Origin of the sequence: Brevundimonas vitisensis (assembly GCF_016656965.1) — a bacterium.
Taxonomy (GTDB): Bacteria; Pseudomonadota; Alphaproteobacteria; order Caulobacterales; family Caulobacteraceae; genus Brevundimonas; species Brevundimonas vitisensis.
Window position 1 is genome coordinate 570,947 of the sequence record NZ_CP067977.1, and the last position, 24,587, is coordinate 595,533.

Here is a 24,587-nt window from a genome sequence, read left to right on the forward strand (position 1 = left end):
GCATGACCGGCCGGAATTCCGCACTCGGTTTTCTTCTTGGCCTGCTCCTCATCGTTCTCGCCCTGTTGGCTGGCCAGGCCGCGTCCGAGAAGAACTTTTTCTTCGACCCCGACCTGCAAAAGCAGGCCTACCCCTGCTCATGGATTGCCGATTGGGAGCCGCGACCCCTCAATCCGGGCGTAGAAGACTGGCTTTCCGTGCCTCTTCGAGAGATCGATGAGCCGTCGCTGTATCACCAACCCCCGACCGACGGCACCACGACTCTTCGGTTCACCTTCATCCCTTCGTTCAGCCCGCCCATCGTGATGCGGATCGACGATCTGCATGGCCCCCAACCACGTTTTACGGCGACGCGGGTCCTCGGCCAGATCCGGTTGGTCCTGGGCCCCAATCGGCAAACCCGGGAACTGTCGCCATCCGAAATCCAGCCGATTATCGATCATGTTGGCCGGTCGCAGGTCCTGGACCTGATCCCTGATTCCTGCATCGCGGGCATCGACGGCGGCATTTCGATCATCGAGAGCGCAGGCCCCGACGGCTACAGGTTCATCAACCGCTGGGGCGTGCACCATGGGCCGGTACACGAACTGGGATGGCTCATGTACCAACTGACGGGCTGGCCCGAGGGTGATCAGGGTGCCATGACGGACCTCTATCGACAGGCTCCACTGGCGGCCGGCACCTGACGACTGGAGGCTGCGTCTCCTCCCCGTTCGCTCTTGCGAATGGGGAGGGGGACCGCGAAGCGGTGGAAGGGAAACGCGAAAGCGTGATGATCGTAAGGAGGGCGAAGTTCGAACACCGGCGGCGGTGATGTTCGAAACTTGGCGACACACCCACTCAGGCCACGCCCAGCCCCGCAATCACTCCGCTGTCGCCACCCCAAACTGCCGCTCGAACCGTCCCAACGCCTGGGGATCCAGCCGGACCACGACCTGCGTCCGGCCTTCGTCGTCGGCTTCGCGGCCTGTGACGCGGCCATGCTCATACAGCCAGGCAAGGGCCTCCCCCTGTGAGGGCTGAAGCGTCAGGGTCATTTCGGGGTCGTCGTCGATCAGATCGGCGATGGCGCGGCGCAGATCGTCGATCCCCTGCCCCGTCCAGGCCGAGACGGCGACGGCCTTGCCTTCCTTGGCCAGACGCTCGGCCTGACCCAGGACGCCCTCACGGACATCATCGGGAAGCAGGTCGGTCTTGTTCCAGACCTCCAGCACCCGCCGGGTGCGGCCCTCGGGCGTTTCGATCTGGTCCAGGACGGCCTCGACGTCCTTGGCCTGGGCCGCGCTGTCGGCCGAGGCGATGTCGCGGACGTGCAGGATCAGATCCGCCTCGCCCACCTCTTCCAGAGTGGCGCGGAAGCTTTCGACCAGTTCGTGCGGCAGGTCCGAGATGAAGCCCACGGTGTCGGCGACGATGGCGGGCCTACCCTGAGGGAGACGGATGGTCCGCTGGGTGGTGTCCAGGGTGGCGAACAGCAGGTCCTTGGCCAAGACCTCGGACCCCGTCAACCGGTTGAACAGCGTGGACTTTCCGGCATTGGTATAGCCGACCAGGGCGACCGCCGGGAACGGGGCCTTTTGGCGCTGTTTCCTGTGCAGGCCGCGCGTGCGGCGCACCTCATCCAGCTCAGTCTTCAGCTTGACGATGCGGTCGGCGATCTGACGCCGGTCCAGTTCGATCTGTGTCTCGCCGGGACCACCGGTCGAGCCGGTGCCGCCCCGCTGGCGTTCCAGGTGGGTCCAGGTGCGGACCAGGCGGGATTTCTCATAGTCCAGCCGCGCCAGTTCGACCTGAAGCCGGCCTTCCTTGGTGCGGGCACGGCGTCCGAAAATTTCCAGGATCAGGCCCGTGCGGTCGATGACCTTGGCCTCCCATGCCTTTTCCAGATTTCGCTGCTGGATCGGCGACAGGTCGTCGTCGACCACCGCGACATCGGCCTCTGCCGCGCGGATCAGGGCGGCAATCTCCTCGACCTTGCCGCTTCCGAACAGGGTCGCCGGCGTGATGGAGCGCAGGCGCACGATCTCCTCGCCGCGTACGTCGAGATCCAGCGCCCGGGCCAGGCCCGTCGCCTCTTCCAGCCGCTCAGCGGCCGGTCGCGGATTGGCACCGCGTCCTTCGGGATGAATGACGACCGCCCGCACGACGGGGGCGGCATGATCGATCAGTTGGCTGGCCAAGTGTGACTGTGACTTTCTATCGAACGAGGATCGGACGATCCTTCGTTCGCTCAGAGATAGTGAGCCGCCGCCATCAGGCCAAGGCGGCGATCAATCCTCGTCGGCGTCCGGCTCGTACAGCTGGACCGGCGCGGCGGGCATAATGGTCGAGATGGCGTGCTTATAGACCAGCTGGGACTGACCATCGCGGCGCAACAGGACACAGAAGTTGTCGAACCAGGTCACGATGCCCTGCAGCTTGACCCCATTGACCAGGAAGATGGTCAGCGGCGTCTTGGCCTTGCGAACGCTGTTGAGGAATGTGTCCTGAAGGTTCTGGCGTTTGTCTTGCGACATGGCAGGTTTGTCCTGTTCTTGCTTGTTTCGCCGTGCGGGTGGGGGTGGGCACGGGGTCGATCGACGTCGACCCCTCTACCTTAGCCGCCGGGTTTGCCGCACTGCAACCGGTCATTCGGCAAAATGCGTAACCGGTTACAGGATCAGACCCTCACACCGCTTCGTCGCGGGCCTGATCCAGATAAAGCGTCCGCAGCTTGGTCGTGATGGGGCCCGGCTTGCCGTCGCCGATCCTGACCCCGTCGATCGAGACGGCAGGCATGACGAAGGCCCCGGCGGCAGTGAAAAAGGCCTCGCGCGCCCGCTTGGCCTCATCCACGCTGAAGGGCCGTTCGTCCAACTCGACATCTTGGTCGGCGATCAACGCCATCAGGGCGGTGCGTGTGATCCCCTTCAGGATATTGGCCTGGGTGTCGCGGGTACGCAGTTTGCCGTTCTCATCCACGATCCAGGCATTGGTCGAAGAGCCTTCGGTCACCAGACCCATTTCATCGACCATCCAGCATTCATAGGCCCCGCGCTCGCGGGCCGCCTGTTTGGCCAGCACATTGGGCAGAAGGCCGACCGTCTTGATGTCGCAACGGCCCCAGCGGATGTCCGGCTGGGTGATGACGGCCACGCCCTTGGCGGCGACGGCCTCGCTCTTGTTCGGATCGATCGAGCGGGCCGTGACAATAACGCTGGGCGGGGTGCCCTCGGCGGGAAAGGGATGGTCGCGCCGCGCCGTGCCACGGGTCACCTGCAAATAGACGATGCCGTTGCGGACGCGATTGCGGCGGATGGTTTCCTTCAGCACCTGAGTCAGGGCCTGGCGCGTCATGGGGATGGAAATCCGCAGTTCGGTCAGGCTGCGGGCCAGACGCGTCATATGCCCGTCGAAATCGGCCATCCGTCCGTCGAAGATCGACCAGACCTCATAGACCCCGTCGGCGAACTGGAACCCCCGGTCCTCGACATGGACCGTGGCTTGGCCATGCGGCCTGTAGGTTCCGTTGACATAGGCGACGCGCGACATCAGGCGATGGCTCCTTCGTCCTCTTCGTCCCCGCCCCGTGACGGCGACACCCCCAGCGACTTCAGCTTGCGATGCAGGGCCGAGCGTTCCATGCCGATGAAGGCGGCGGTACGCGAGATGTTTCCACCAAAGCGCATGATCTGAGCGGTCAGATATTCGCGCTCGAACACCTCGCGGGCTTCGCGCAGCGGCAGGGCGATGATCCGCTCGGCCCCCAGTCCCCCGCCACCAGACCCGCTGACGGCCTCCTGCGGCAGCATATCGGCGGTGATGGGTTCACTGGCATCGCCCGTGGCCAGGATCAGCAGGCGTTCGACATTGTTACGCAACTGACGAACATTTCCCGGCCAGGGATGGACCTGCAGCACGGCGATGGCGTCATCGGCGATGCGGCGGCGCGGCAGGCCCTGTGACGCGCACAGCGTCTCTACGAAATGCTCGACCAGTTCGGCGATATCCTCGCGGCGCTCCGCCAGGGGCGGCACTCGGATCGGCACGACATTCAGACGGTGGAACAGATCCTCCCGGAAGCGGCCCTCGGCGATTTCGACCTTCAGATCACGCGAGGTGGACGACATCACGCGGACATCGACCTGGACGTCCTGCTGGCCGCCCACCCGCCGGAACCGCTGCTCGACCAGCACGCGCAGGATACGGCTCTGGCTCTCGCGCGGCATGTCTGCCACGTCATCGAGATAGAGGGTGCCGTTGTGGGCGCGCTCGAACACGCCGATCTTGCGTGGGCGGCCGTCGGTGCCTTCCTCGCCAAACAGCTCCACGTCCAGTCGTTCAGGCGTCATACCAGCCGCTGAGATGGCCACCAGTTCGCCGCCGCGCCGGGCGCTGGCCTCGTGGATCTGGCGCGCCACCAGCTCCTTGCCAGAACCCGGCGGACCCGAGATCAGGACCCGGCTGTTGGCCGAGGCGACCTTGGCGATGGTGCTGCGCAACGTCTGGGCCGCCGCCGAGCGCCCGATCAGGCCGCTGGCCTGCATGGTCTGGGCCCGGAGACGCTTGTTCTCGCGTCGCAGGGAGGCCGCTTCCAGCGCGCGCTGCACGACCACGACCAGGCGATCGGACTTGAACGGCTTTTCGATGAAGTCATAGGCGCCGCGCTGCAGGGCGCTGACCGCTGTCTCGATGTTGCCGTGGCCCGAGATCATCACCACCGGCAGGTCGGGATCCAGCCCCTTGATGACGTCCAGCAGTTCCAGCCCGTCCAGCCCGCCGCCCTGCATCCAGATGTCCAGCAGAGCCAGGGACGGACGCCGCGCCCGGATGGAGGCCAGGGCCTCGTCCGAGTTCGACGCCATGCGGACGGCGTGCCCCTCGTCCTCCAGCAGGCCGGAGACCAGTTCGCGAATGTCTGCCTCGTCATCAACGACCAGGATATCGGCGCCCGTGGGTCGCATATCGCCTCGCTACTCTGCCGCCGGGACCGTCCGCGCCCGCGCATCCGATGCGCTGACGCCGGCGGTGCCGACCCGTTTCAGGGGGAAGATCAGGCACACGCGTGCGCCCTTTAGATGTTCGGCGTCGGCCAGCTTCAGCTCGCCGCCGTGGTCCTCGCAGATGCGCTTGACGATCGCCAGCCCCAGGCCGGTCCCCTTCTCGCGCGTCGTGACATAGGGTTCTGTCAGCCGGTCTCTGTCCTTTGCCGGCAGGCCGATGCCGTCGTCCTCGATGACGAAGGTGGCCCATTTCTGATGGTCGGCGCCCTCCTCGACGGTCAGCCGCGCGATCACGCCCGGGCCAGTGGTGTCACCCGTCATCGCACGGCGCGCCACGACGGCCTCGCCCGCATTCTTGAGGATGTTGGTCAGAGCCTGACCGACCATTCGGCCATCGGCCTGCAACGCCGCATTGGGCAGCGGCTCTTCCAGCTCCACGATCACGTCGGGCGAGGCCACGCGTTGGGCAAACACGGCCTGGCGCAGCAGCTCTGCCGGGTTCTCGGCGGTGAAACGCGGTGTCGGCATACGCGCAAAGGAAGAGAACTCGTCCACCATCCGGCCGATGTCTCCGACCTGGCGGATGATGGTCTCGGTGCAGCGGTCGAACACCTCGACGTCATCGGTGATGCGTGAACGATATTTGCGCCGCAGTCGCTCGGCCGACAGCTGGATCGGCGTCAGCGGATTTTTGATCTCATGGGCGATGCGCCGCGCCACGTCCCGCCAGGCGGCATTGCGCTGGGCCGTGACCAGTCGGGTGATGTCATCAAAGGTCAGGACCATCTCGCCGCCGACGCCGCCCTCGATCCGCACGCGAAGGCGCCGCGTCTCGCCGTCGCGGGTCACGTCGATGTCCTCCTCGACGTGGGCTTCGGCTCTTTGCAGCAGCACGCTCAGCTCAGGAGAGAGCGTGGCCAGTTCGACGCCGGTCAGATCGTCAGCAGGCAGGCCCAGCAACTGAACCGCGCTGTCGTTGATGGCCGAGACCCGGCCGCGACGATCCAGGCCGATTACCCCGGCGCTGACGCCCGACAGGACGGTCTCGATGAACCGGCTGCGGCCCTGGGCCTCGTCGCTGGCGGCTTTCAGCGCGGCCTGCTGAGTCTGCAGGTCGCCGGTCATCCGGTTGAAGGCCTGGAACAGCACCGAAATCTCGTCTGCATCGTCGCGGGCATCGACCCGCGCCGACAAATCCCCGCCTGCGACCTGATCGGCGGCCCGCACCAGACGAGCGATAGGGGCAGAGATGGCACTGGCCGCCGACATACCCAGCCACACCGCGCCGACCAGCACCAGAAGCGCCGTCTCCAGATAGCTGAGGGCAAAGGCCACCTGAATACGGGCGCGGCTCTCTTCGGCCTCGCGGTAGGCTTCGATCGCTTCGATACTGGTCTGAAGATTACCGATCAGCCCAGGTGCCAGGGGCCTAACCAGATAGAGATAGGCGTTGCCATAGGCCGGAAGGGCAACCAGGGACCGAACGGCATCGGGATTCTGCGTCTCCTGTTGCGGCGGCGATCCGCCCTCGGCCGCCGCCTCAAGAACTTCGATGGGCGGAGCGACATAGGGGGGCGCTTCGGCCGTCTCGGCCCGGGCCAGGACCGCCCCCTCGGCATCGAGGACATAGACCGCCGGGTAGCCAAAGATTGCCCCCAGATCAGCCAGCGCCTCTGTAAACTGGATGCGCGACCCGAACAGTGCCCGAGCCCCCGTCAACTGGTCGGCGATGGTCACCAGATCAGCATCCATCGTGTCGGAGACATCTCGGATATAGGCGCGGCCGATATTGGCCCCGTTCTCGACCGATGCCTGCACATTGTCGCTGAACCACTGGTCCACGCCCCGGTTGACCAGCACACCGAACACCAGGGCAATCAGGATGGCCGGGACCACCGCCACCAGCGAGAACAGGGCCACAAACCGAAGATGCAGGCGCGAACCGGCATCCTTGCCTCGCCTGACCAGAGCCAGAACCTGCCGCCCGACCACGGCGGCCAGAGCACCGATCAGCACCAGATTGGCCAAGAGAACGCCCAGCACGGCCTGGCTGGCCGCAGCCTGCGCACCCTGCGCACCGGCGGCCCCTGGGGCTATGGCAACCAGCCAGATCGCCGCCGCCGTGATCAGGAAAGCCAGGCCGTAAGCCACGCCAAACAGGCTGCGTGCGCGATCGCCGGAAAACAGACCCCACCGCGACGCGTCGATGTCAGCGGACGTCCGTGTCGCCTCATCGCTCATCGCTGACGGTGTGTCGTTCATGCCGCGACAGCATCTCCTACCTGTGGCCGGGTTTCAACAGGTGAGTGACTGGAATACCCCAGCTCCTCTGACCACAGATGCGTGATCGCCTCCTCGACCGCGTGGGGGGTTTCAAGCCGACACAGCCGCGCCTTAGCCGCCCGTCGCTCCACCGGGTCTGCGGGCCAAGGGGCCTGTTCGACATACCAGCCCAGATGTTTGCGGAACATCTTCAGCCCCAGAGGCAGGCCATAAAAGGCGACCGAGGCCCGCAGATGCTCAATGACGATGGCCGTCCTCGCCTCTGGACCCGGCTCCTCCAGGGTGGTGCCGTCCGCCAAAGCGCGCTCCATGTGCGCCGCCAGCCAGGGCCGGCCATAGATGCCGCGCCCCAGCATGACTGCATCGGCCCCCGATTGCCTTATGGCCTCGCGCGCGTCGTCAGCAGTCAGAATGTCGCCATTGACCACGACGGGGATCGAGACCGCCGCCTTGACCTCGCCCACGGCAAGCCAGTCGGCGCGGCCGGTATAGAACTGCTGGCGCGTTCGGCCATGCACCGTCACGGCCCGGACACCGATATCCTGGGCCCGACGCGCCAGGGCGGCAGCGTTCCGGTTCGCGTCGTCCCAGCCCAGCCGCATCTTGACCGTTACCGGGCGCGAGGTCGCCGCCACCGCGGCCTCCATCAGACGGCAGGCCAGTTCGGGATCGCGCATCAGAGCCGACCCACAGGCCGAGCCTGTGACTTCCTTGGCCGGACAGCCGAAATTCAGGTCGACGATGTCAGCACCCGCTGCCTCAGCCATGGCGGCCCCCTTGGCCATGGCCTCCGGGTCACTGCCCACCAGCTGGATCACCGTCAGGGGCAGTCCCTCACCCACCGCCGCGCGCCGCACCACGTCGGGCCGCCCTCGCGCCAGTTCTGCCGAGGCCACCATCTCGGTCGCCACATAGGCGGCCCCCAGACGCGCAGCGAGACGACGAAACGGCAGGTCGGTGATCCCGGTCATGGGCGCGGTCAGCACCCGGCCAGGTACGGTCACGTCGCCGATCTGTAGGCTTGCGGTCATCGGTTCCTGATAGGGGTTTTGCCCGTCGTGGTCCACGCAAGGCCTCGTCATCGGCCCCGACGATGCCTAAAAGCGCCCCATGAATTTCGTCGCCGTCATCGTCGCCGCAGGGTCCGGCACCCGCGCGGGTGGATCAAAGCAATGGCGCCTTCTGGGCGGGCGCCCGGTCGTTCGCTGGTCGGTTCAGACCATGCTGGAGGCCGGGGCGTCACAGGTTGTGGTCGTCGTTCCCCCCGACCAGGACGACATGGCCCGCACAGCTCTTTCGGGCCTGAGCGGCTGGCAGGCTGTAGCCGGGGGCGCTGACCGTGCGGCCTCGGTCCAGGCTGGTCTTTCTGCGCTGTCGGCGCCGGGCGATACACCCGTTCTGGTTCATGATGCGGCCCGGCCCCTGCTGACGCCCACCCATGTTCACGCCCTGCTGGCTGCGCTCGATCAGGATGGCGCCATCCTGGCCCTGCCCGTTGCCGACACCCTGAAGCGCAGCGAAGGCGACACCATTGCGGCCAACGTTGATCGTGCCGATCTGTGGCGCGCCCAAACGCCTCAGGCGTTTGGGCTTGATCGCCTGCGGGCCGCATACGCCGCCTGGGCCGGACCCGACCTGCCGACGGACGAGGCAGAGGTGATCCGCCGCCACGGGGGCCATGTTCGGCTGGTGCCCGGCGATCCCCGCTTGATGAAGCTGACCTATCCGGAGGATTTTGCCATGGCCGAGGCCTTGATCGCCCGTCAGGTCCGGGTGGGCCAGGGGTTCGACGCCCATCGCTGGGGCCCCGGCCAGTCTGTCTGGCTGTGCGGAGTCGAGATCCCGCACGACCAGACCCTGATCGGCCACTCCGACGCCGATGCGGGCCTTCACGCCCTGACGGACGCCATCCTGGGCGCCATGGGCGACGGCGATATCGGCGACCATTTCCCGCCCACCGATCCGAAATGGAAAGGGGCGGCATCGGACCTGTTCCTGATCCATGCCGCCGAGCGTGTGGCCGCGCGCGGGGGTCGGATCGTCAACGTCGATGTCACCCTGATCTGCGAGCGGCCCAAGGTGAAGCCGCACCGCCAGGCCATGCGCGAACGGCTGGCCGAAATCCTGAAACTGCCGCTGGATGCCGTCAGCGTGAAGGCCACCACCACCGAAGCCATGGGCTTTACGGGCCGTGGCGAAGGCCTGGCCGCCCAGGCGCTGGCCACCATCGAACTGCCGATCTGCTGAACGGCCCGCCTAGCCTCGCCCGGCGATGTTCCGCCACAGGGACCCGAACAGATTGACGTAGTCGTCGGTCCAGGGCCGGACGTCCGTTTCCTTCAGCTGTCGCCAACGGCGATCCGCGCGGAACTCGGCCATGCCTGCCTCGCTGTTGGCGATGATCAGGGCTTCGGTCGAGGCCTCGGCCATGTCGGGCAGGGTGTCGTCCTCGAAATAGATCTGATGCAGGTGGGGCTTGCCCAGGGCCTGAGCCGCCGCAGCCGCAGGCAGGGTAATGTCCAGGTTCCGGTTGGAGAGGTGCAGCACGACGACACCATCGGGTTTCAGCAGCTTCAGATAGCCTTCGATGGCCTCGATGGTCAGCAGATGGGTCGGCACCGCGTCCGATGAGAATGCGTCGATCACCAGCAGGTCGTAGGATCCGGGGGCCTCGCGCGCCAAGGTCAACCGGGCATCGCCCAGCACCGTCCGCACCGGACCATCGGCGCAGCCGCTGATATAGGTAAACCAGGCCGGATCACGCGACAGCCGGTCGACCATCGGGTCGATCTCGAAGAAGGTCAGCTGGTCGTCAAAACGCTTATAGGCGGCCATGGCCCCCGATCCCTGGCCGACGACCCCGACGACCGATCCGCCGTCGCGCAGGTTGATCCTTTGCGCCGCCTGACCGATCGGCGTGGCGGGCGCGTAATAGAGCGTCGGCAGGCAGGCGAACGCATCGTCGCGCGCCTGCGCCCCATGCAGCGTGGTGCCGTGCATCAGAATATTGACCTGGCCCCCCAGGCGCGGATCGTCGGCACCGGCGACGCGCATCACGCCGAAGAAGCTGCGCTCCGACAGGTCCCAATCATAGCCGCGCGCAACATGGTGGGCTGACAGGGCGATCATGGCGAGGATGGCCGTGAACAACAGAGCCCGGTCGCGCACCAGGAAGGCACAGATGACGCCCGGCAGAAGGATGAGGGTCGTGATGGTCGACGCCTCGGCCGTGCCGATCGCTGCCCGCAGGCCCTCGTTGGCGCGCAGCACCTCGAAGAACACCGGCGGCGCAAGGCAGATAAACACCGCCCCCAGCACGAGCAGAGCGTCGCGCAACTCGATCCGCCGCGTGTTCCATGGCCGCGCCAGACCCACCAGGATCAGCACCAGCGGATATTCCCACACCATGTTGAACAGCACGGGCGCGATCAGGGCGTTGAAGGCCCCGCCTACGACACCGCCCAATGACATCAGCAGATAGAATTCGGTCAGCCGGTCGGGGGCCGGCCGTCGCTCGGCCAGCCGCTGATGACACATCAAGGCCGTAAAGAAGAACGCCACCAGATGCAGCGCGAAAATGGTCGCCCACTCTCCTGTTCGGAAGGCCGTCAGGCTCACGGTGACCGCCCCCACTGCCCCCTGAATGATCAGGGTCAGCCAGAGCGGGATCCAGGGCCTGGTCTGGAAGGCGATGACAAAGGTCAAAAGGTACAGCGCCAACGGCAGCACCCAGAGGAAAGGCGCCGAGGCCACATCCGTCGAAAGGTGGGCTGTCACCCCCAGCATCAGACTGGACGGCGCAGCGGCCAGCAGAACCAGGATCCCCTTCTCGCGCCAGGCGATGGGTGGGCTGACCACCAGGGCCGCCGGTTCGCTGGAGGTATCGGTGCGCCGACGCCAGACGACGAGGGCCAGCACCGCGATCATCATCATGAAGAGGGCATAGCCTCCACTCCATCCCATCCGCTGCTCGCCGAGGGAGGTCAGGGGCTCGATCAGCACCGGATAGGCCAGCAGAGCCAGGAAGCTGCCCAGATTGGAGGCCGCATAGAGGACATAGGGGTTCTTTCCATCCGCCTCATTGGCCCGCACACGCGCGAACCAGGCCTGCAACAGGGGCGCTGTGGCCGACAGTACGGCAAAGGGCGCACCGACCGACAGGGCCAAGGTCGCCAGCAGCCATGCGATAGGGGCCGAAGGGTCCGGATCGCCCAGAAGCCCGCTGATCTTCAGCGGGAGGAACAAGGCCGCCAGCAGCAGCAGCCCCAGATGCACCATCACCTGGGTCCTGATCGAGCCAATGCGCTGGAGCAGATGCGCATAGGCATAGCCGCCCAGAAGGGCCGCCTGGAAGAAAACCATGGCGGTGTTCCAGACCGACGGCGATCCGCCCAGCATGGGCAAGACCAGCTTGGTCACCATGGGCTGGACCACGAACACCAGCGCCGCCGAGGTGAAGATGGCCAGGGCAAACAGGAGCGGCGTCAGACGGTCTCCGCTCCGGCCTGGCGAGGCGACATCGAGGGTGACTTCGGTCATGGCACGGCGTCCGTAACGTGTTGCGGTCGACAGGCCCGCGCAGGAGGGTCAGGTTAGACCGACTCGCCATAACGGATAGCCTACGATGTTCCCCGACGACATCCTCGACGCAGCCCGCGCCGTGATTGCGGCCGCCCAGGCGCGGGGTCTGACGATCGCTACGGCTGAAAGCTGCACAGGCGGTCTGGTGGCCGCCGCCCTGACCGCCGTGCGCGGCAGTTCGGCCGTGGTGGATCGCGGCTTCGTCACCTATTCCAACGCCGCCAAGGCCCAGGCTCTGGGCGTGGCTGAAGACATCATCAATCAGCATGGGGCGGTGTCGGAACCTGTCGCACGCGCCATGGCAGCGGGGGCTCAGCGCCACTCCGATGCACAGGTGACCGTGGCCATCACCGGCATCGCCGGCCCTGGCGGCGGCTCGGCGGAGAAGCCGGTGGGATTGGTCCATTTCGCCGCCAGCGGCCCGGCGGGTCAGGTCCACGAGATGAAACGCTTCGGCGATATCGGGCGCGACGCGATCCGGATCGAAAGCGTTCGCGTCGCCGTGTCCCTGTTGCAGGACCGCCTGGCAGATGCCTGAGGGGGAGCTGATCACTGTGGATGCGCGCGGGCACCGCTGCCCGGTCCCCAGCCTGCGGCTGGCACGGGCCATGGACCAGGCTGCGCCCGGCAGCCGCCTTGTGCTGCTGGCGACCGATCCGATGGCCAGAATCGACGTGCCCTTCCTGATGGCCGAACGCGGCGGCAGGATGATCTCGATCACCGAGGCCGAAGGCGTGTTGAGCCTTATGGTCGCGATGCCCGGCGAGACGACAGGCTGACGACCTTTTCAACGGCGGTACCGTCCTGGCCATCGAGTATCGGTGCCCCGCGTGCCCGCGCGGCGATCTCCATCTCCGTCGCGAATGCCCCGCCGTAGAAGATGGCGTTCACGTTCCACGACAGCCAGATCAGAAGCACGACCACCGCGCCGACCGAACCATAGGTCGCCCCCAGCGGCGCGATCTGCTCGACATAGATGGCGCACAGCCACGATGAGATCATCGACAGCAGCGTCGCCACCAGCCCGCCCGCGATGGCGGGGGCCCAGGCGACCCGCGTCCTGTGCGACATGGCATAGCGATAGAGCGCGGTCAGCCCCAGGGCCAGGCCCAGCGCCGGCAGCAGGCCGTCGAACGGCAGGCCGCCGCCCCCCTGCCCTGCCGTCTCGCCAGCATGATCCAGCAGCCGGGCCGTCACGACCGCGCCGGACACGACGGTAAACAGGCCGAAGGCGAACAGGGCCACGAAAAAGGCCAGCAGATTGAACTTGAAGAAGCCGTGCGGCTCGGTCTCGTCGTGGATCAGGTTCAGCCCCGCCAGCAGGGCCTTGAACCCGCGATGGGCGGCATAGGCACCGACAACCAGCGCGAAGGCACTCTGGGCCGACACCGTTCGAGCCGAGGCATTCGCAAGGCGCTCGATCTCGGCCAGGAAGATGGCGCGTGCGGCATAGGGCATGACATCCGCCAGCGCAGCCGCCTGTTCGCTGACCTGGGTGATGGACAGCACGGCCTTGTAGAAGCCGATCAAGATGGCGATTGCCGGAAACACGGCCAGCAGGGCGAAGAAGGACACCCCGCCCGTGTACAGCATGACGTCGCGACCCCAGCTGCGGGCAAAGGCCCGGCCGCTCAGCCGGACCCAATAGTTCAGACCCAGGCCTCCTGGGCTGCCCGTCGTCGCCTTGCTCAAACGCCTAACCCCAGCAGTCGTCCTCAGCCGGGAACCTAGCGGATTCCGACGCAGACGGAAGATGCTTCACCTTTGCCATCGGAATTCGCCAGTTGGGACCGCTGCCGCCGTTGCTAGGGCGGGGTCTGGGTCGCTATGGTCCCGCCGCTTTTGCAAGGGGAGCTATCGGCCTTGGCCATCCATCCACGCGTCCTGGTCGTCGCGCCCGACGACGACCGGCTGGGCCCCCTTTGCCAGGGTCTGGACGCCCTGGGGTGGACGACGATCACGGCACGCTCAGAGCACGCCGCCCTGGCGGCTTTGGCTGACCTCCCGCTGGAAGCGGCTGTCCTTGATGGCCGTTGTCCGCCGGGGTTGGCCGCAGCACTGCAGATTGCCGCTCGGCCCCGCCGCCTGCCCGTTCTGGCCATCGACGACACGGGTGATCTGCATCACGACGCCGCTGTCGATCTGTCCATGTCGTCCCCACCCCATCCGGCCCAGGCGGCTTTGCGGTTGGAACACCTGATCCGCGCGGCCATCGCCGAAGAGGAGATGACGCTGAGGGAGGCGACCTTTGCAGCGCGCGGCACCTCCTTGGTTCAGCCGGATGCAGAACAGACTCCGCTCCGGGTCCTGGCCGCCGGGCGGCCGGATCAACGGTTCCTGGCGCTTCACAACGCCCTGATTGCCGACGGTTGCGAAGTCGTCGCGGCTCCGACGCCCTATACCGCCTTCGACTATCTGCATGAGCGTTCATTCGATGCCGCCGTGCTGTGGGGCGGCGAAGACCATGCCCCGGCCCAGTCGATTGCCTCAGGCATGAAGCGGAACACACGGCTGTTCCACATTCCATTGGTTCTCTATCTGAGTGGCCGGGCCGAGATCGATCTGGGTCAGCTTTATGGGCGAGGCTTTGCCGACGTCGCCGCCGCCGATACGCCGGAAGACGAGACCGCGCGCCGGATCGTGGCCCTGGCGCGCACCTATCGGCGGCACCAGGTCATCCGCCGCACGCTGGAGGGGGCCCGCAGCTCGGGACTGACCGACGCGGCCACCGGCCTGTTCACCCCTTCCCTGTTTGCAGCCCATCTCGCCAGGATTTCAGAGGCCGCCATCGATCGGCGCCGCCCCCTGTCGGTCTGCGTCTTGCGGGTGGCCGATTCAGGCGACATGGCCCAGATGAAGGCCGAGGGGTGGCTGGGTCGTGCCTTGCCTCAGATCGGTGCCATGGTCTCGCGCCTGATCCGCACGGAAGATACGGCCGCACGCCTGTCGTCCGACGTGTTTGCCCTGGCCCTTCCCGCGACAGATGCCGCCGCCGCCAGGACGGCCGCCGAGCGGATCGCGGCGGTCATCGGCTGCACCGCCTTCGACGCCGGCCCCGGCCGCTCGCCGTTCGTGGTCGGTTTCGACATCGGCACAGCCGAGATGGGTCCCGGCGAAAGCCCCGCCGCCCTGCTGGAGCGTGCCTCGACCGCCTTGGTCCAGACCGCCGCCTGACGCGTCAACACCGCAGCGATCGCCCGCGGCCCATGTGGCTTTAGGCCACCGCCACCCGAGCCAGATCGCCGGTGATGCGCTCCGCCACTTTCAGACGGTCGTCTGACGTGGGCCAGTCGCCCTTGACCACGATCTTCTGGTCGGGCCGGATCTTCCAGCTGATGTGGTTCTTCTGGATCAGACCGACCAGGCCGGCCGGATTGGGGAAGCGGTTATCCCGCAGGGTCAGGACCGCCCCCTTGGGCCCGATGTCGATGCGCTCGATGCAGGCGATCTTGCAGTTCGCCTTGATGCCCACGATGCGCAGCAACTGCTTGGCCTCGTCCGGAAGCGGGCCAAACCGGTCGATCAATTCGGCAGCCAGAGCTTCGCGCGTCTCGGTGTTCTCGGCATCGGACAGACGGCGATACAGGCTAAGACGGACGTTCAGATCGGGGACGTAATCCTCTGGAATCAATACGGCCGCGCCGACATTGATGGCGGGCGACCACCCACGGTCGACCAAGCCCTCGGCCCCCGCTTCGCGCAGCGAAGCCACCGCATCTTCCAGCATCTGCTGATACAGTTCGACGCCGACTTCGCGGATATGGCCCGACTGTTCGTCGCCCAGCAGATTGCCGCCACCGCGTTGGTCCAGGTCGTGGCTGGCCAGCTGGAACCCTGCCCCCAGATTGTCCAGCGACTGCAGGACCTGCAGCCGCCGTTCCGCCGAAAGCGTCATCGGCTTGTCGGGCGGCGTCGTCAGGTAGGCGAAGGCTCGCGCCTTGGACCGCCCGATCCGTCCGCGAATCTGGTGCAGCTGCGCCAGGCCGAACATGTCGGCCTTGTGCACGATCAGGGTATTGGCCGTGGGGATGTCGAGGCCGCTCTCAACGATCGTCGTTGACAGCAGCACGTCATAGGAGCCGTCGTAGAAGGCGCTCATCACGTCTTCCAGCTGGGTCGGGCTCATCTGGCCATGCCCGACGACGAACTTGACCTCTGGCACCTGCTCGCGAAGGAACTGCTCGATGTCCGGCAGGTCCGACAGGCGCGGCACGACATAGTAGGCCTGGCCCCCGCGGTACTTCTCGCGCAGCAAGGCCTCCCGTACCAGGACCGGATCCCACGGGGTCACATAGGTCCGAACGGCCAGGCGATCGACCGGTGGCGTTGCGATGATCGACATCTCGCGAATGCCCGACAAGGCCATCTGCAAGGTCCGGGGAATCGGCGTGGCCGTGAGGGTCAGCAGGTGAACGTCGGCCCGCAGGGACTTCAGCTTCTCCTTGTGCTTGACGCCGAAGTGCTGCTCTTCGTCAACGATAACAAGGCCCAAGTCCTTGAACCCAACCTGTTCGCTGAGAACGGCGTGGGTCCCGACCACGATCTCGAATGTGCCGTCCTTGAGCCCGGCACGCGTCTCAGACGCTTCCTTGGCCGTGACCATCCGCGACAGGTGTCGCACCTTGATCGGCCAACCCGCGAACCGCTCCGAGAAGGTACGGAAGTGCTGGCGCGCCAACAGGGTGGTCGGGCAGACGATGGCCACCTGTTGTCCGCTCATGGCGACAACGAAGGCCGCGCGGATGGCGACCTCGGTCTTTCCGAAGCCGACATCGCCGCAGATCAGTCGATCCATGGGCATGCCCTTGCCCAGGTCTTCCAGCACGTCACCGATGGCGTTCAGCTGATCGTCGGTCTCCTCGTAGGGGAAGCGGGCGCAGAATTCGTCGAACAGACCGGCGGGCGGCACCACCGCATCGCTGGTCCGAAGCGAGCGCTTGGCGGCCAGGGCAATAAGACCCTCGGCCATGTCACGAAGCCGGGCGCGCGCCTTGGCCTTGCGCCCCTGCCATCCCGCCCCACCAAGGCGGTCCAGTTGCACGCCTTCGGACTCGGTCCCATAGCGCGTCAAAAGGTCAATATTTTCAACCGGCAGGTAGAGTTTGCTGTCGCCGGCATACAACAGCTCAAGACAGTCGTGCGGTGCGTCCTGGATCTCCAGGGTTTTCAGGCCCTCATACCGCCCGATGCCGTGATCCAGGTGCACGACCAGATCGCCGGTGGTCAGGGCTGAGGCTTCTGCCAGGAAGTTCGACGCCCGGCGCTTACGCCGCGGACGAGCGAGGCGATCGCCCAGGATGTCGGTCTCGGAAATCACCGCAAGCGTGTCGGTGGTGAAGCCGTGCTCGACAGGCAGGACGCCCCGAAGGATCATGCCCGGCGGCGCCGCCTGAACATCCGACCAGTCCCGAACCGCAATGACCGGCTCCAGCCCATGATCGGCCAGCATGACGGCCAGTCGATCCGACGAGCCTTCGGTCCAGGAGGCGAAAAGAACGCGCTGCCCGTCCTCCTTCAAGGCCGCGGCATGGGCGGCGACGGCCTCGAACAGATTGACGCTGTCCTGGGCGCGTTCGGTGGTGAAGGCCCGGCCCAGTCGTCCACCGGCATCCTCTGCTCCCGCTGCGAATGGGCTGAGGCGGCGGACCTGTCGGCCGGCCAAGGCACCGTTCCATTCCGCTTCGTCCAGATACAGCCGTGACGGCGGCAGGGCCCTGTGCGCCGCGCCGCCGCGCGTGCGGGACGCCTCGGCCCGCGCGTCATAGGCATCGGCCGTCAGGGTCCAACGATCCGCCCGCGCAGCCTCGGCCTGATGATCGAGGTAGATGGACGCATTGTCCGGCAGATAATCGAACAAAGTCTCAAGCCGCTCGTAAAGCAGCGGCAGCCAGTGCTCCATGCCCTGGCGGCGCGCGCCCTCACTGACGGCGGCATAAAGGGGATCGTCACCGGCCGCCCCGAACAGAGCCAGATAGCCCGTGCGGAAGCGTGAAATGGTCTCGGCATCCAGCAGGGCTTCGGACACGGGGGCCAGGGCCACCGTCGTCTTCTGGCCGGTCGAGCGCTGGGTGGCAGGATCGAATGTTCGGATGGACTCAAGCTCGGAGCCGAACATGTCCAGGCGGACCGGCTCGGGAAAGCCCGGCGGATAGACGTCGATGACCCCACCGCGCACGGCATACTCGCCGCGCTCCGAAACGGTCGAGGCCCGCATGTAGCCATTGACGCTGAAGTAACGCTCCAGCGCTGCCGTATCCAGATCGCGGCCCACCACGGTCTCGAACCCCGCGCTCTGGGTGACCTCGCGCGGCGGCGTGCGCTGGGTTGCGGCGGCGACGGTGGTCACCACCATCAGAGGCGGATCCCCCGGGCGGCGCTGGGCCAGCCGGGTCAGGGCCGCCATCCGCTCGGCCGACACCGCCGATGACGGGCTCAGGCGATCATAGGGAAGGCAGTCCCACGCAGGAAACTCCAGTATTTCAATGTCTTTTGAGAAAAACCGGAACGCCTGGACGAAGGTGCCCATACGGTTGAAGTCGCGTGCGACGAACAAGCCGAGCCCGCCGGACGACGCCAGCTGTTCGGCAACGACCAGAGCATCCAGCCCCTCGGGCGCGCCGCCCAGCTCGATATCGGACCTCAACGGACTCAACCCGCGCCCTCGGCGACGGCAGCGGCGACGTGAGCACGCATGAAGGTCTGGATCTTGCCCATCAAGGCGGCGTCATAGTCGGCCGGCAACGGGGCCTCTCCGATGATCCAAGCATAAATCTGATGATCTTCGGCCTCGAGCAACGCCTGAAAGGCATCCAGCTCGCTTTCGTCCAGCGTCGGCCCCACCGTGTCGATGAACGGCCCCAGCACCAGATCGGCTTCTCGGAACCCTCTGCGCCAGGCCCGAAATCGCAGGCGGTCGAGTTTGGTCGTGTCGGGATGATCGGTCATGAGGCGCGGGATATAGCCGCGAGGCGGCCTCACCGCCAGACGGGTCTGAAGGCTTGGCCTTCCACCCGCGACCGGGTTAGGTCAGGCTCTCGCCCGTTCGCTGGCGACACCTGCCTGGATACCGTCGCCGCGCATGCGCCCCGAAAGCCTTTTCCCCCTGTTTGCCGACGTCACCGGACTGAAGGGTGTCGGGCCCCGGATCGCGCCTCTGGTTCAGAAGGTCGCAGGGTCGCTGGTGCGCGACGTCGTCTTTCTGTCCCCCGTTGGGCTGATCACGCGCCGCCGCATGACGGCGGTGGACGCGGTCGAGGGCGAAGTCGGCATATTCGAGGTCGTGATTGATCGCATGTTCGTGCCGGGAAAGCCGGGCGTGCCGCTGAAGGTCAGGGCCTCGGACGATACCGGTTTCGTGCATCTGGTCTGGTTCGGCGGCTCGCCGCAGCACGTTGACCGGCAGCTCCCCCGGGGCGAGCGCCGGTTGGTCGCAGGCAAGGTCGAGCGGTTCAACAATGAGGTCCAGATCGCCCATCCGGACATCTTTCCCCTGGATCAGGCCGATCGCATCGCGGCGACGGAGCCCGTCTATCCGGCGACACAGGGGCTGAGTTCGCGCGTGATGCGCAAACTGGTTCAGGCGGGCCTGGCCACGACGCCGGATCTGACCGAGTGGCAGGACGCCGCCTGGCTGGCCGCGCGGCGCTGGCCGGCCTGGCGCGCAGCGCTGACAGCCCTGCACGATCCGGCGTCGGAAAGCGACCTGTCACCCGATGCCCCGCCGCGCCAGCGGCTGGCCTATGATGAACTGCTCGCCCATCAGCTGGCACTCGCGCGTCGACGTCGCGCACGCCAGATCACGCCGGCCCCGGTGATTACGGCCGGCGAAGCTTCTCAAGCCGTGCTGGCTGCCCTGCCCTTCTCGCTGACCGGTGCCCAGGCTCAAGCATTGTCGGAGATTCGCGCCGATCTGGCTTCGGGCCAGCAAATGGGCCGCCTGCTCCAGGGCGATGTGGGCTCTGGAAAGACAGCTGTGGCGGCCCTGGCCATGGCCGATGCGGCATCCAGCGGATTTCAAGCCGCACTGATGGCTCCGACGGAAATCCTGGCGCGTCAGCATTACCAGCGCCTGTCGCCCCTCTTGGCCTCGGCGGGCATAACCAGCGTTCTCCTGACCGGGCGCGACACCGCCGCCGAGCGGCGCGAGCGACTGAATGGTCTGGCGAGCGGCGCGGTCCAGGTGGCGATCGGCACCCACGCCCTGTTTCAGGACGCAGTGCGGTTCGACCGGCTGGCGCTGGCCGTCATCGACGAACAGCACCGCTTCGGCGTGGGCGAGCGCCAGCGGCTTCAGGCCAAAGGCGATCCCCGCAGTGGCGGCGTCCATCTGCTGACCATGTCAGCGACGCCTATCCCCAGGACGCTGGAACTGACCCAGTACGGTGAACTGGAGGTCTCGCGACTGATGGAAAAGCCGCCGGGCCGCACGCCGGTGGCGACCGCCGTCCTGCCTCTCACCCGGATCGGAGAGGTGGCCCAGCGGTTGCGCGCGGCGATCGACGGCGGTGCTCAGGCCTACTGGATCTGCCCTTTGGTGGCCGAGAGCGAGGTCAGCGACCTGGCTGCCGCAGAGGAACGCGCCGCAGACCTCCGCCGCATCCTGAAGCTGGAGGTAGGCCTAGCCCACGGCCAGATGCCAGGGGCCCAACGTGAGGCCGTCATGGCCGAGTTCGCCGATGGGCGGCTGCCCCTGCTGGTCGCAACCACCGTGGTCGAGGTCGGCGTCGATGTGCCCAATGCGACCATCATGGTGATTGAACATGCCGACCGCTTCGGCCTGGCCCAGCTGCATCAGCTGCGCGGACGGGTCGGCCGCGGGGCCAAGTCCAGCGCCTGCATCCTGCTGTACGGGGGCGGTGAAACAGGCCTGGGTGAGGTGGCGCGCGAGCGTCTGGAAACCCTGCGCCGTACCGAGGACGGGTTCGAGATCGCCGAAGAGGATTTCCGCCTGCGCGGCGGAGGCGATCCCCTCGGTTTGAAGCAGAGCGGCTTTCCTGCCTATCGCTTCGCCGACCCGGTGCGCCACCGCGGCCTGATGCTGGCAGCGGCCGACGATGCGCGGCTGATACTGGGGCGCGACCCCGACCTTGTCAGTCCGCGCGGACAGTCCGTGCGCGTCCTTGAAGCGCTGTTCGACTGGCGAAACGACCGGCCGGGCCTGGATTAGCGCGCGGGCGCAGCGACCCAGGCCGCCAGCCGAGCCTGAGCATCAAGCTCAATATCGCTGAAGAAAAGATTGTACTGATTTACCTTTCTTCGATCGGCCCAGCTGCCGGTCGCCCGGAAGGACTCGCGACTGGGTGCCGTATGCCGCAGGAGGCCGCCTCGGCATTGGGTCGCGATTTCGCGTGCTGTCAGAGCCGGGCGGGCTCCCCACTCCAGACCGGTGGCATTGGTCGCCCCGTGATGCAGCCGAGCCGGCACCGCCGCACCGTCCGCGGTGCCAGTGACCGGATTCACGCAGACCGCCGGACGCCCATCCAACTCGATCAGACGCCCGCGGTCGTCCCAGACCAGAGCCCGCCGCAGGCGTTGGAATGCCGTGCGGTCCTGACCCTCTTCCACCGGAGCGAAGGCGACGATACAGCCGAACTGCGAACGCGTTTCACACGCCGGGATCTCAGCCGACAGCCGATCGGCCGGCACCACCACATCGATCAGATAGACCGCAGCCAGGCGACGCCGCAGCGCAGGATCGGTCGCTACCCGCTCGCGTACCAGACGCTCAACGAGCTCGCCCCCCTGCTCCACCCCGGCCAGGATCATCGGACTGTCGGGATAGCGCAGCAGCCAGGCCTCGAATGCCGCCAGAATGTCCTGATAGGCAAAGGCGCGGGCCTCGCGCGAATCGTCCCGAAGGCTCAGCCGGGTATAGAGGCTGCCCTGACGATAGCGGGGTGCGCTGATGGCCCCGGCCCGCGCGAAAGGGCCCGCGTGATTGGGCAGGACGACACGTTTCAGATAGGCGTCCGCCGCCGCATGATCGATGGGCCCGTTCCACTCCGACCCGCCGTCGAAGGTGGTGGAATGCACGAAAAATATTGCTGCCGGCCCGGCCGCTGGCGCGCGGTCGTCACGCAGAGCCCAGGCATCAGCCGTGGCATAATCGGGTGCGGGCGGCGGGTCATAGGTCTGAAACGGAATCTGGGGGTCGAGCGCCGCCCGCAGGATGTCGCCTCGCCAGATGGCCACGACGAGCAGCACCAGACCGATCAAGGCAAATCCGCCGTAGCCCAGCCATTGCCTCAGGCTGGGGCCCTTGCGTCGATCCGATGCCGCCGACACCGTGTTCACGCCGCCTTCGCCATCCGCGACTTGGTCAGGTCGTCATAGGCAATCAGCTCGGCCGCCAGAGCCTCGAACTGCGACAACGGCACCATATTGGGCCCATCCGACGGCGCGTTGTCCGGGTCCTGGTGGGTTTCCATGAAAACAGCATCGACCCCGACGGCGACGGCTGCACGCGCCAGCACCGGCACGAACTCGCGCTGGCCGCCCGAGGAGGTCCCCTGGCCGCCCGGCTGCTGGACGCTGTGCGTCGCGTCGAAGACCACCGGACAGCCAATGTCCCGCAGCACCGGCAGCGCCCGCATGTCGCTGACCAATGTGTTGTAACCGAAGCTGGCCCCCCGCTCGCAGGCCATCACATTGAGGTTTCCGGCCCCCGTCACCTTGGCCACGACATTCTTCATGTCCCAGGGGGCAAGGAACTGACCCTTCTTGATGTTGATCGCCTTGCCGGTTGCGGCGGCCGCCAGAAGCAGATCGGTCTGACGGCTGAGGAAGGCCGGGATCTGTAGAACATCCACGGCCTGGGCGGCGATGCGGCAATGCTCTTCGGTGTGGACATCGGTCAGCACGGGCATGCCGGTGACCTCGCGAATCTCGGCAAAGATCGGCAAGGAGCCTTCCAGCCCGAAACCGCGGGCTGCGTTGGCGCTGGTGCGGTTCGCCTTGTCGAAGCTGGTCTTATAGATGATGCCGACGTTCAGCCTTTCGCCGATTTCCCTCAGCGCATGGGCCATTTCAAGCGCGTGTTGGCGGCTTTCCAGCTGGCACGGCCCGGCGATGAAGACGATCCGCTGTCCGCCACCGATTGAGACGGGACGGGCCAGGCCGTCGTTGATGTCGATGATGGCGTTGGGCTGGCTCACGGCGAAACCTTCGTGTGACGTTTATGCTTATGGTGCCGGGTCTATGCCCAGACTATGGGGCGTTCAGGTGGCGTCGCGCGACGCGGGTTGCAAGCTAACATGGAGAGGCCGCGCGTGACCACAAAGCCGTCGGACGAGACCCCCGTCATTCTGTGGTTCCGCCGGGACTTGCGTCTGGCCGACAACCCGGCGCTGAACAATGCTGCAGACACAGGCCGTGCCATCGTGCCGGTGTACATCCTCGACGAGGCTGGCGACGGACGCCCGCTGGGGGCGGCGTCAAAGTGGTGGTTGGACAAATCGCTGCGCGCCCTGGATGCAGCCCTGCAGCAGCGCGGGTCGCGCCTGATCCTGCGCCGGGGCGACAGCGAATCGGAACTGCGCCGTCTGATCGACGAGACCGGTGCGACCACCGTTTTCATGAACCGCCGCTTCGAACCCGACGCCTGGGCGCAGGACGCCGAGATCGCCCATTCGCTGAAGGACGACGGCGTCGAATGCCGTGGCACCAACGGCACCTTGCTGGCCCGTCCAGGCAGCGTCCTGAATGGCTCGAGCCAGCCCTATCGCGTATTCACGCCCTTCCATAAGGCGCTGATGGCCCAGGCCGAAGTGCCAACGCATACCCTGGGTCCCAGGGCGATCAGCACGCCCGATCACCTGTCCAGCGACAGCATTGACGACTGGGGCCTGCACCCCAAGCGGCCCGATTGGTCCGCCGAGTTCGAAGGCGAGCCCGGCGAGGCGGGGGCGCTTGCGGCGCTGTCCCACTTTCTGAAGTCCGGCCTCGGGGGCTATGGGGCGGGTCGCGACATCCCTTCGCGGGCGGCAACCAGTCGCCTGTCCGCCGCCCTGCACTGGGGCGAGATCAGTCCCTGGCGAGCCGTGGCGGCGGCGCGCGGGGCCGCATCAGATGGCCGCGTGCCGGGCGCAGAGGCCGAGAAATTCGTCTCCGAGATCGGCTGGCGCGAGTTTTCGGCTCACCTGCTGCACCATTTCCCCTTCATCACCGAGCGGGCATTCCGGCCGGAATACGACACCATGCCCTGGCGGGACGATCCCAAGTCGCTGAAGGCCTGGCAGACAGGTCAGACCGGCTATCCCATCGTCGACGCAGGCATGCGCCAGCTTTGGCGGACCGGATACATGCACAATCGGGTGCGGATGGTGGTGGCATCTTTCCTGATCAAGCACCTGCTGATCGACTGGCGCGAGGGCGAGGCCTGGTTCTGGGACACGCTGGTCGATGCCGATCTGGCGTCAAATGTGCAGAATTGGCAGTGGGTCGCGGGATCCGGAGCCGATGCCGCTCCGTATTTCCGTATCTTCAATCCGATTGCACAGGGCGAAAAGTTCGATGCCGAAGGCCGCTATGTCCGTAGATGGGTGCCCGAGATTGCCCGGCTGCCGGACAAATACATCCACGCGCCCTGGACGGCACCGCGCGAAATCCTCGCGGGGGCGGGCCTGCGCCTGGGGCAGGACTATCCTCGTCCGATCGTCGACCATGCCGAAGGGCGGGCACGCGCCCTGGCGGCGCTCAAAGCCATCGACAACAAGTCCGATCCCAATGAATGACCATACGGCC

General features: G+C 66.5%; 19 protein-coding genes. 7 read left to right on the top strand and 12 right to left on the bottom strand.

The features are described from left to right. Positions 1–2 precede the first annotated feature (2 nt). The gene (locus JIP62_RS02870; RefSeq protein WP_201103438.1) at positions 3–686 is read left to right on the top strand and encodes a hypothetical protein; all 684 of its coding nucleotides are present in this window, start codon (positions 3–5) and stop codon (positions 684–686) included. 177 nt (positions 687–863) lie between these two features. On the opposite strand, the gene hflX is transcribed toward JIP62_RS02870, so the two are convergent. From hflX to dusB, 6 genes are all read right to left on the bottom strand, one after another. After that, complete coding sequence (gene hflX, locus JIP62_RS02875; protein ID WP_201103439.1) at positions 864–2,180, bottom strand: GTPase HflX; 1,317 nt, start codon at positions 2,178–2,180, stop codon at positions 864–866. 90 nt (positions 2,181–2,270) lie between these two features. Then, complete coding sequence (gene hfq, locus JIP62_RS02880; protein ID WP_201103440.1) at positions 2,271–2,516, bottom strand: RNA chaperone Hfq; 246 nt, start codon at positions 2,514–2,516, stop codon at positions 2,271–2,273. Positions 2,517–2,667: 151 nt separating this feature from the next. Next, positions 2,668–3,531 carry a D-amino-acid transaminase gene (locus JIP62_RS02885; RefSeq protein WP_201103441.1) on the bottom strand — a complete coding sequence of 288 codons (864 nt, stop codon included), beginning with the start codon at positions 3,529–3,531 and terminating at the stop codon, positions 2,668–2,670. After that, the gene (gene ntrX, locus JIP62_RS02890) at positions 3,531–4,943 is read right to left on the bottom strand and encodes a nitrogen assimilation response regulator NtrX (RefSeq protein ID WP_201103442.1); all 1,413 of its coding nucleotides are present in this window, start codon (positions 4,941–4,943) and stop codon (positions 3,531–3,533) included. The genes JIP62_RS02885 and ntrX overlap by 1 nt, the downstream gene beginning before the upstream one ends. A gap of 9 nt (positions 4,944–4,952) precedes the next feature. Further along, complete coding sequence (locus JIP62_RS02895) at positions 4,953–7,244, bottom strand: sensor histidine kinase NtrY-like (protein ID WP_230974836.1); 2,292 nt, start codon at positions 7,242–7,244, stop codon at positions 4,953–4,955. Continuing rightward, entirely contained in the window at positions 7,241–8,296 is a 1,056-nt protein-coding gene (gene dusB / locus JIP62_RS02900) for a tRNA dihydrouridine synthase DusB (protein WP_201103443.1), read from the bottom strand. The genes JIP62_RS02895 and dusB overlap by 4 nt, the downstream gene beginning before the upstream one ends. Positions 8,297–8,375: 79 nt before the next feature. On the opposite strand from dusB, the gene JIP62_RS02905 reads away from it, so the two are divergent. Next, a complete protein-coding gene (locus JIP62_RS02905; protein ID WP_201103444.1) occupies positions 8,376–9,512 on the top strand; it encodes a bifunctional 2-C-methyl-D-erythritol 4-phosphate cytidylyltransferase/2-C-methyl-D-erythritol 2,4-cyclodiphosphate synthase in 1,137 nt (378 codons plus the stop codon). A gap of 9 nt (positions 9,513–9,521) precedes the next feature. Here JIP62_RS02905 and JIP62_RS02910 read toward each other — a convergent pair whose 3' ends face one another. Continuing rightward, entirely contained in the window at positions 9,522–11,804 is a 2,283-nt protein-coding gene (locus JIP62_RS02910) for a fused MFS/spermidine synthase (RefSeq protein ID WP_201103445.1), read from the bottom strand. Between the two features lie 85 nt (positions 11,805–11,889). Between JIP62_RS02910 and JIP62_RS02915 the strand changes: the two genes are divergently transcribed. Both JIP62_RS02915 and JIP62_RS02920 read left to right on the top strand, forming a co-directional pair. After that, on the top strand, positions 11,890–12,384 hold the full coding sequence (locus JIP62_RS02915) for a CinA family protein (RefSeq protein WP_201103446.1): 495 nt from the start codon (positions 11,890–11,892) through the stop codon (positions 12,382–12,384). After that, the gene (locus JIP62_RS02920; RefSeq protein WP_201103447.1) at positions 12,377–12,625 is read left to right on the top strand and encodes a sulfurtransferase TusA family protein; all 249 of its coding nucleotides are present in this window, start codon (positions 12,377–12,379) and stop codon (positions 12,623–12,625) included. The genes JIP62_RS02915 and JIP62_RS02920 overlap by 8 nt, the downstream gene beginning before the upstream one ends. On the opposite strand, the gene JIP62_RS02925 is transcribed toward JIP62_RS02920, so the two are convergent. Next, positions 12,591–13,439 carry a YihY/virulence factor BrkB family protein gene (locus JIP62_RS02925; protein ID WP_201104521.1) on the bottom strand — a complete coding sequence of 283 codons (849 nt, stop codon included), beginning with the start codon at positions 13,437–13,439 and terminating at the stop codon, positions 12,591–12,593. The genes JIP62_RS02920 and JIP62_RS02925 overlap by 35 nt on opposite strands. Positions 13,440–13,709: 270 nt before the next feature. On the opposite strand from JIP62_RS02925, the gene JIP62_RS02930 reads away from it, so the two are divergent. Beyond that, positions 13,710–15,020 (top strand): diguanylate cyclase domain-containing protein, encoded by a 1,311-nt coding sequence (locus tag JIP62_RS02930; RefSeq protein ID WP_201103448.1) that lies wholly within the window; start codon positions 13,710–13,712, stop codon positions 15,018–15,020. A 40-nt stretch (positions 15,021–15,060) separates the two neighbouring features. Here the strand turns inward: JIP62_RS02930 and mfd are convergent, their stop codons facing one another. Together mfd and JIP62_RS02940 are read right to left on the bottom strand one after the other, a co-directional pair. Next, the gene (mfd, locus tag JIP62_RS02935; RefSeq protein WP_230974838.1) at positions 15,061–18,489 is read right to left on the bottom strand and encodes a transcription-repair coupling factor; all 3,429 of its coding nucleotides are present in this window, start codon (positions 18,487–18,489) and stop codon (positions 15,061–15,063) included. A gap of 5 nt (positions 18,490–18,494) precedes the next feature. Continuing rightward, positions 18,495–18,791: an FAD assembly factor SdhE gene (locus JIP62_RS02940; RefSeq protein WP_201103450.1), complete on the bottom strand. Its 297-nt coding sequence runs from the start codon at positions 18,789–18,791 to the stop codon at positions 18,495–18,497. A gap of 133 nt (positions 18,792–18,924) precedes the next feature. Here JIP62_RS02940 and recG point away from each other — a divergent pair, with 133 nt between their 5' ends. Continuing rightward, positions 18,925–21,012, top strand: coding sequence for an ATP-dependent DNA helicase RecG (recG, locus tag JIP62_RS02945; RefSeq protein ID WP_201103451.1), 2,088 nt, complete (start codon positions 18,925–18,927; stop codon positions 21,010–21,012). On the opposite strand, the gene JIP62_RS02950 is transcribed toward recG, so the two are convergent. Then, positions 21,009–22,139 (bottom strand): DUF3089 domain-containing protein, encoded by a 1,131-nt coding sequence (locus JIP62_RS02950; RefSeq protein WP_230974839.1) that lies wholly within the window; start codon positions 22,137–22,139, stop codon positions 21,009–21,011. The two genes, recG and JIP62_RS02950, sit on opposite strands and share 4 nt — an antisense overlap. Next, positions 22,136–22,999: a 3-deoxy-8-phosphooctulonate synthase gene (gene kdsA, locus JIP62_RS02955; RefSeq protein ID WP_201103452.1), complete on the bottom strand. Its 864-nt coding sequence runs from the start codon at positions 22,997–22,999 to the stop codon at positions 22,136–22,138. The genes JIP62_RS02950 and kdsA overlap by 4 nt, the downstream gene beginning before the upstream one ends. Before the next feature lie 114 nt (positions 23,000–23,113). Between kdsA and JIP62_RS02960 the strand changes: the two genes are divergently transcribed. Next, on the top strand, positions 23,114–24,577 hold the full coding sequence (locus JIP62_RS02960) for a cryptochrome/photolyase family protein (RefSeq protein ID WP_230974840.1): 1,464 nt from the start codon (positions 23,114–23,116) through the stop codon (positions 24,575–24,577). Positions 24,578–24,587 lie beyond the last annotated feature (10 nt).

Bases quoted from the DNA above. Each gene is read 5' to 3' on its own strand.
- JIP62_RS02870 (WP_201103438.1), top strand. From the start codon at position 3: ATGACCGGCCGGAATTCCGCACTCGGTTTTCTTCTTGGCCTGCTCCTC.
- hfq (WP_201103440.1), bottom strand. From the start codon at position 2,516: ATGTCGCAAGACAAACGCCAGAACCTTCAGGACACATTCCTCAACAGC.
- JIP62_RS02885 (WP_201103441.1), bottom strand. From the start codon at position 3,531: ATGTCGCGCGTCGCCTATGTCAACGGAACCTACAGGCCGCATGGCCAA.
- ntrX (WP_201103442.1), bottom strand. From the start codon at position 4,943: ATGCGACCCACGGGCGCCGATATCCTGGTCGTTGATGACGAGGCAGAC.
- JIP62_RS02895 (WP_230974836.1), bottom strand. From the start codon at position 7,244: ATGAACGACACACCGTCAGCGATGAGCGATGAGGCGACACGGACGTCC.
- dusB (WP_201103443.1), bottom strand. From the start codon at position 8,296: ATGACCGCAAGCCTACAGATCGGCGACGTGACCGTACCTGGCCGGGTG.
- JIP62_RS02905 (WP_201103444.1), top strand. From the start codon at position 8,376: ATGAATTTCGTCGCCGTCATCGTCGCCGCAGGGTCCGGCACCCGCGCG.
- JIP62_RS02910 (WP_201103445.1), bottom strand. From the start codon at position 11,804: ATGACCGAAGTCACCCTCGATGTCGCCTCGCCAGGCCGGAGCGGAGAC.
- JIP62_RS02915 (WP_201103446.1), top strand. From the start codon at position 11,890: ATGTTCCCCGACGACATCCTCGACGCAGCCCGCGCCGTGATTGCGGCC.
- JIP62_RS02920 (WP_201103447.1), top strand. From the start codon at position 12,377: ATGCCTGAGGGGGAGCTGATCACTGTGGATGCGCGCGGGCACCGCTGC.
- JIP62_RS02925 (WP_201104521.1), bottom strand. From the start codon at position 13,439: ATGCTGTACACGGGCGGGGTGTCCTTCTTCGCCCTGCTGGCCGTGTTT.
- JIP62_RS02940 (WP_201103450.1), bottom strand. From the start codon at position 18,791: ATGACCGATCATCCCGACACGACCAAACTCGACCGCCTGCGATTTCGG.
- recG (WP_201103451.1), top strand. From the start codon at position 18,925: ATGCGCCCCGAAAGCCTTTTCCCCCTGTTTGCCGACGTCACCGGACTG.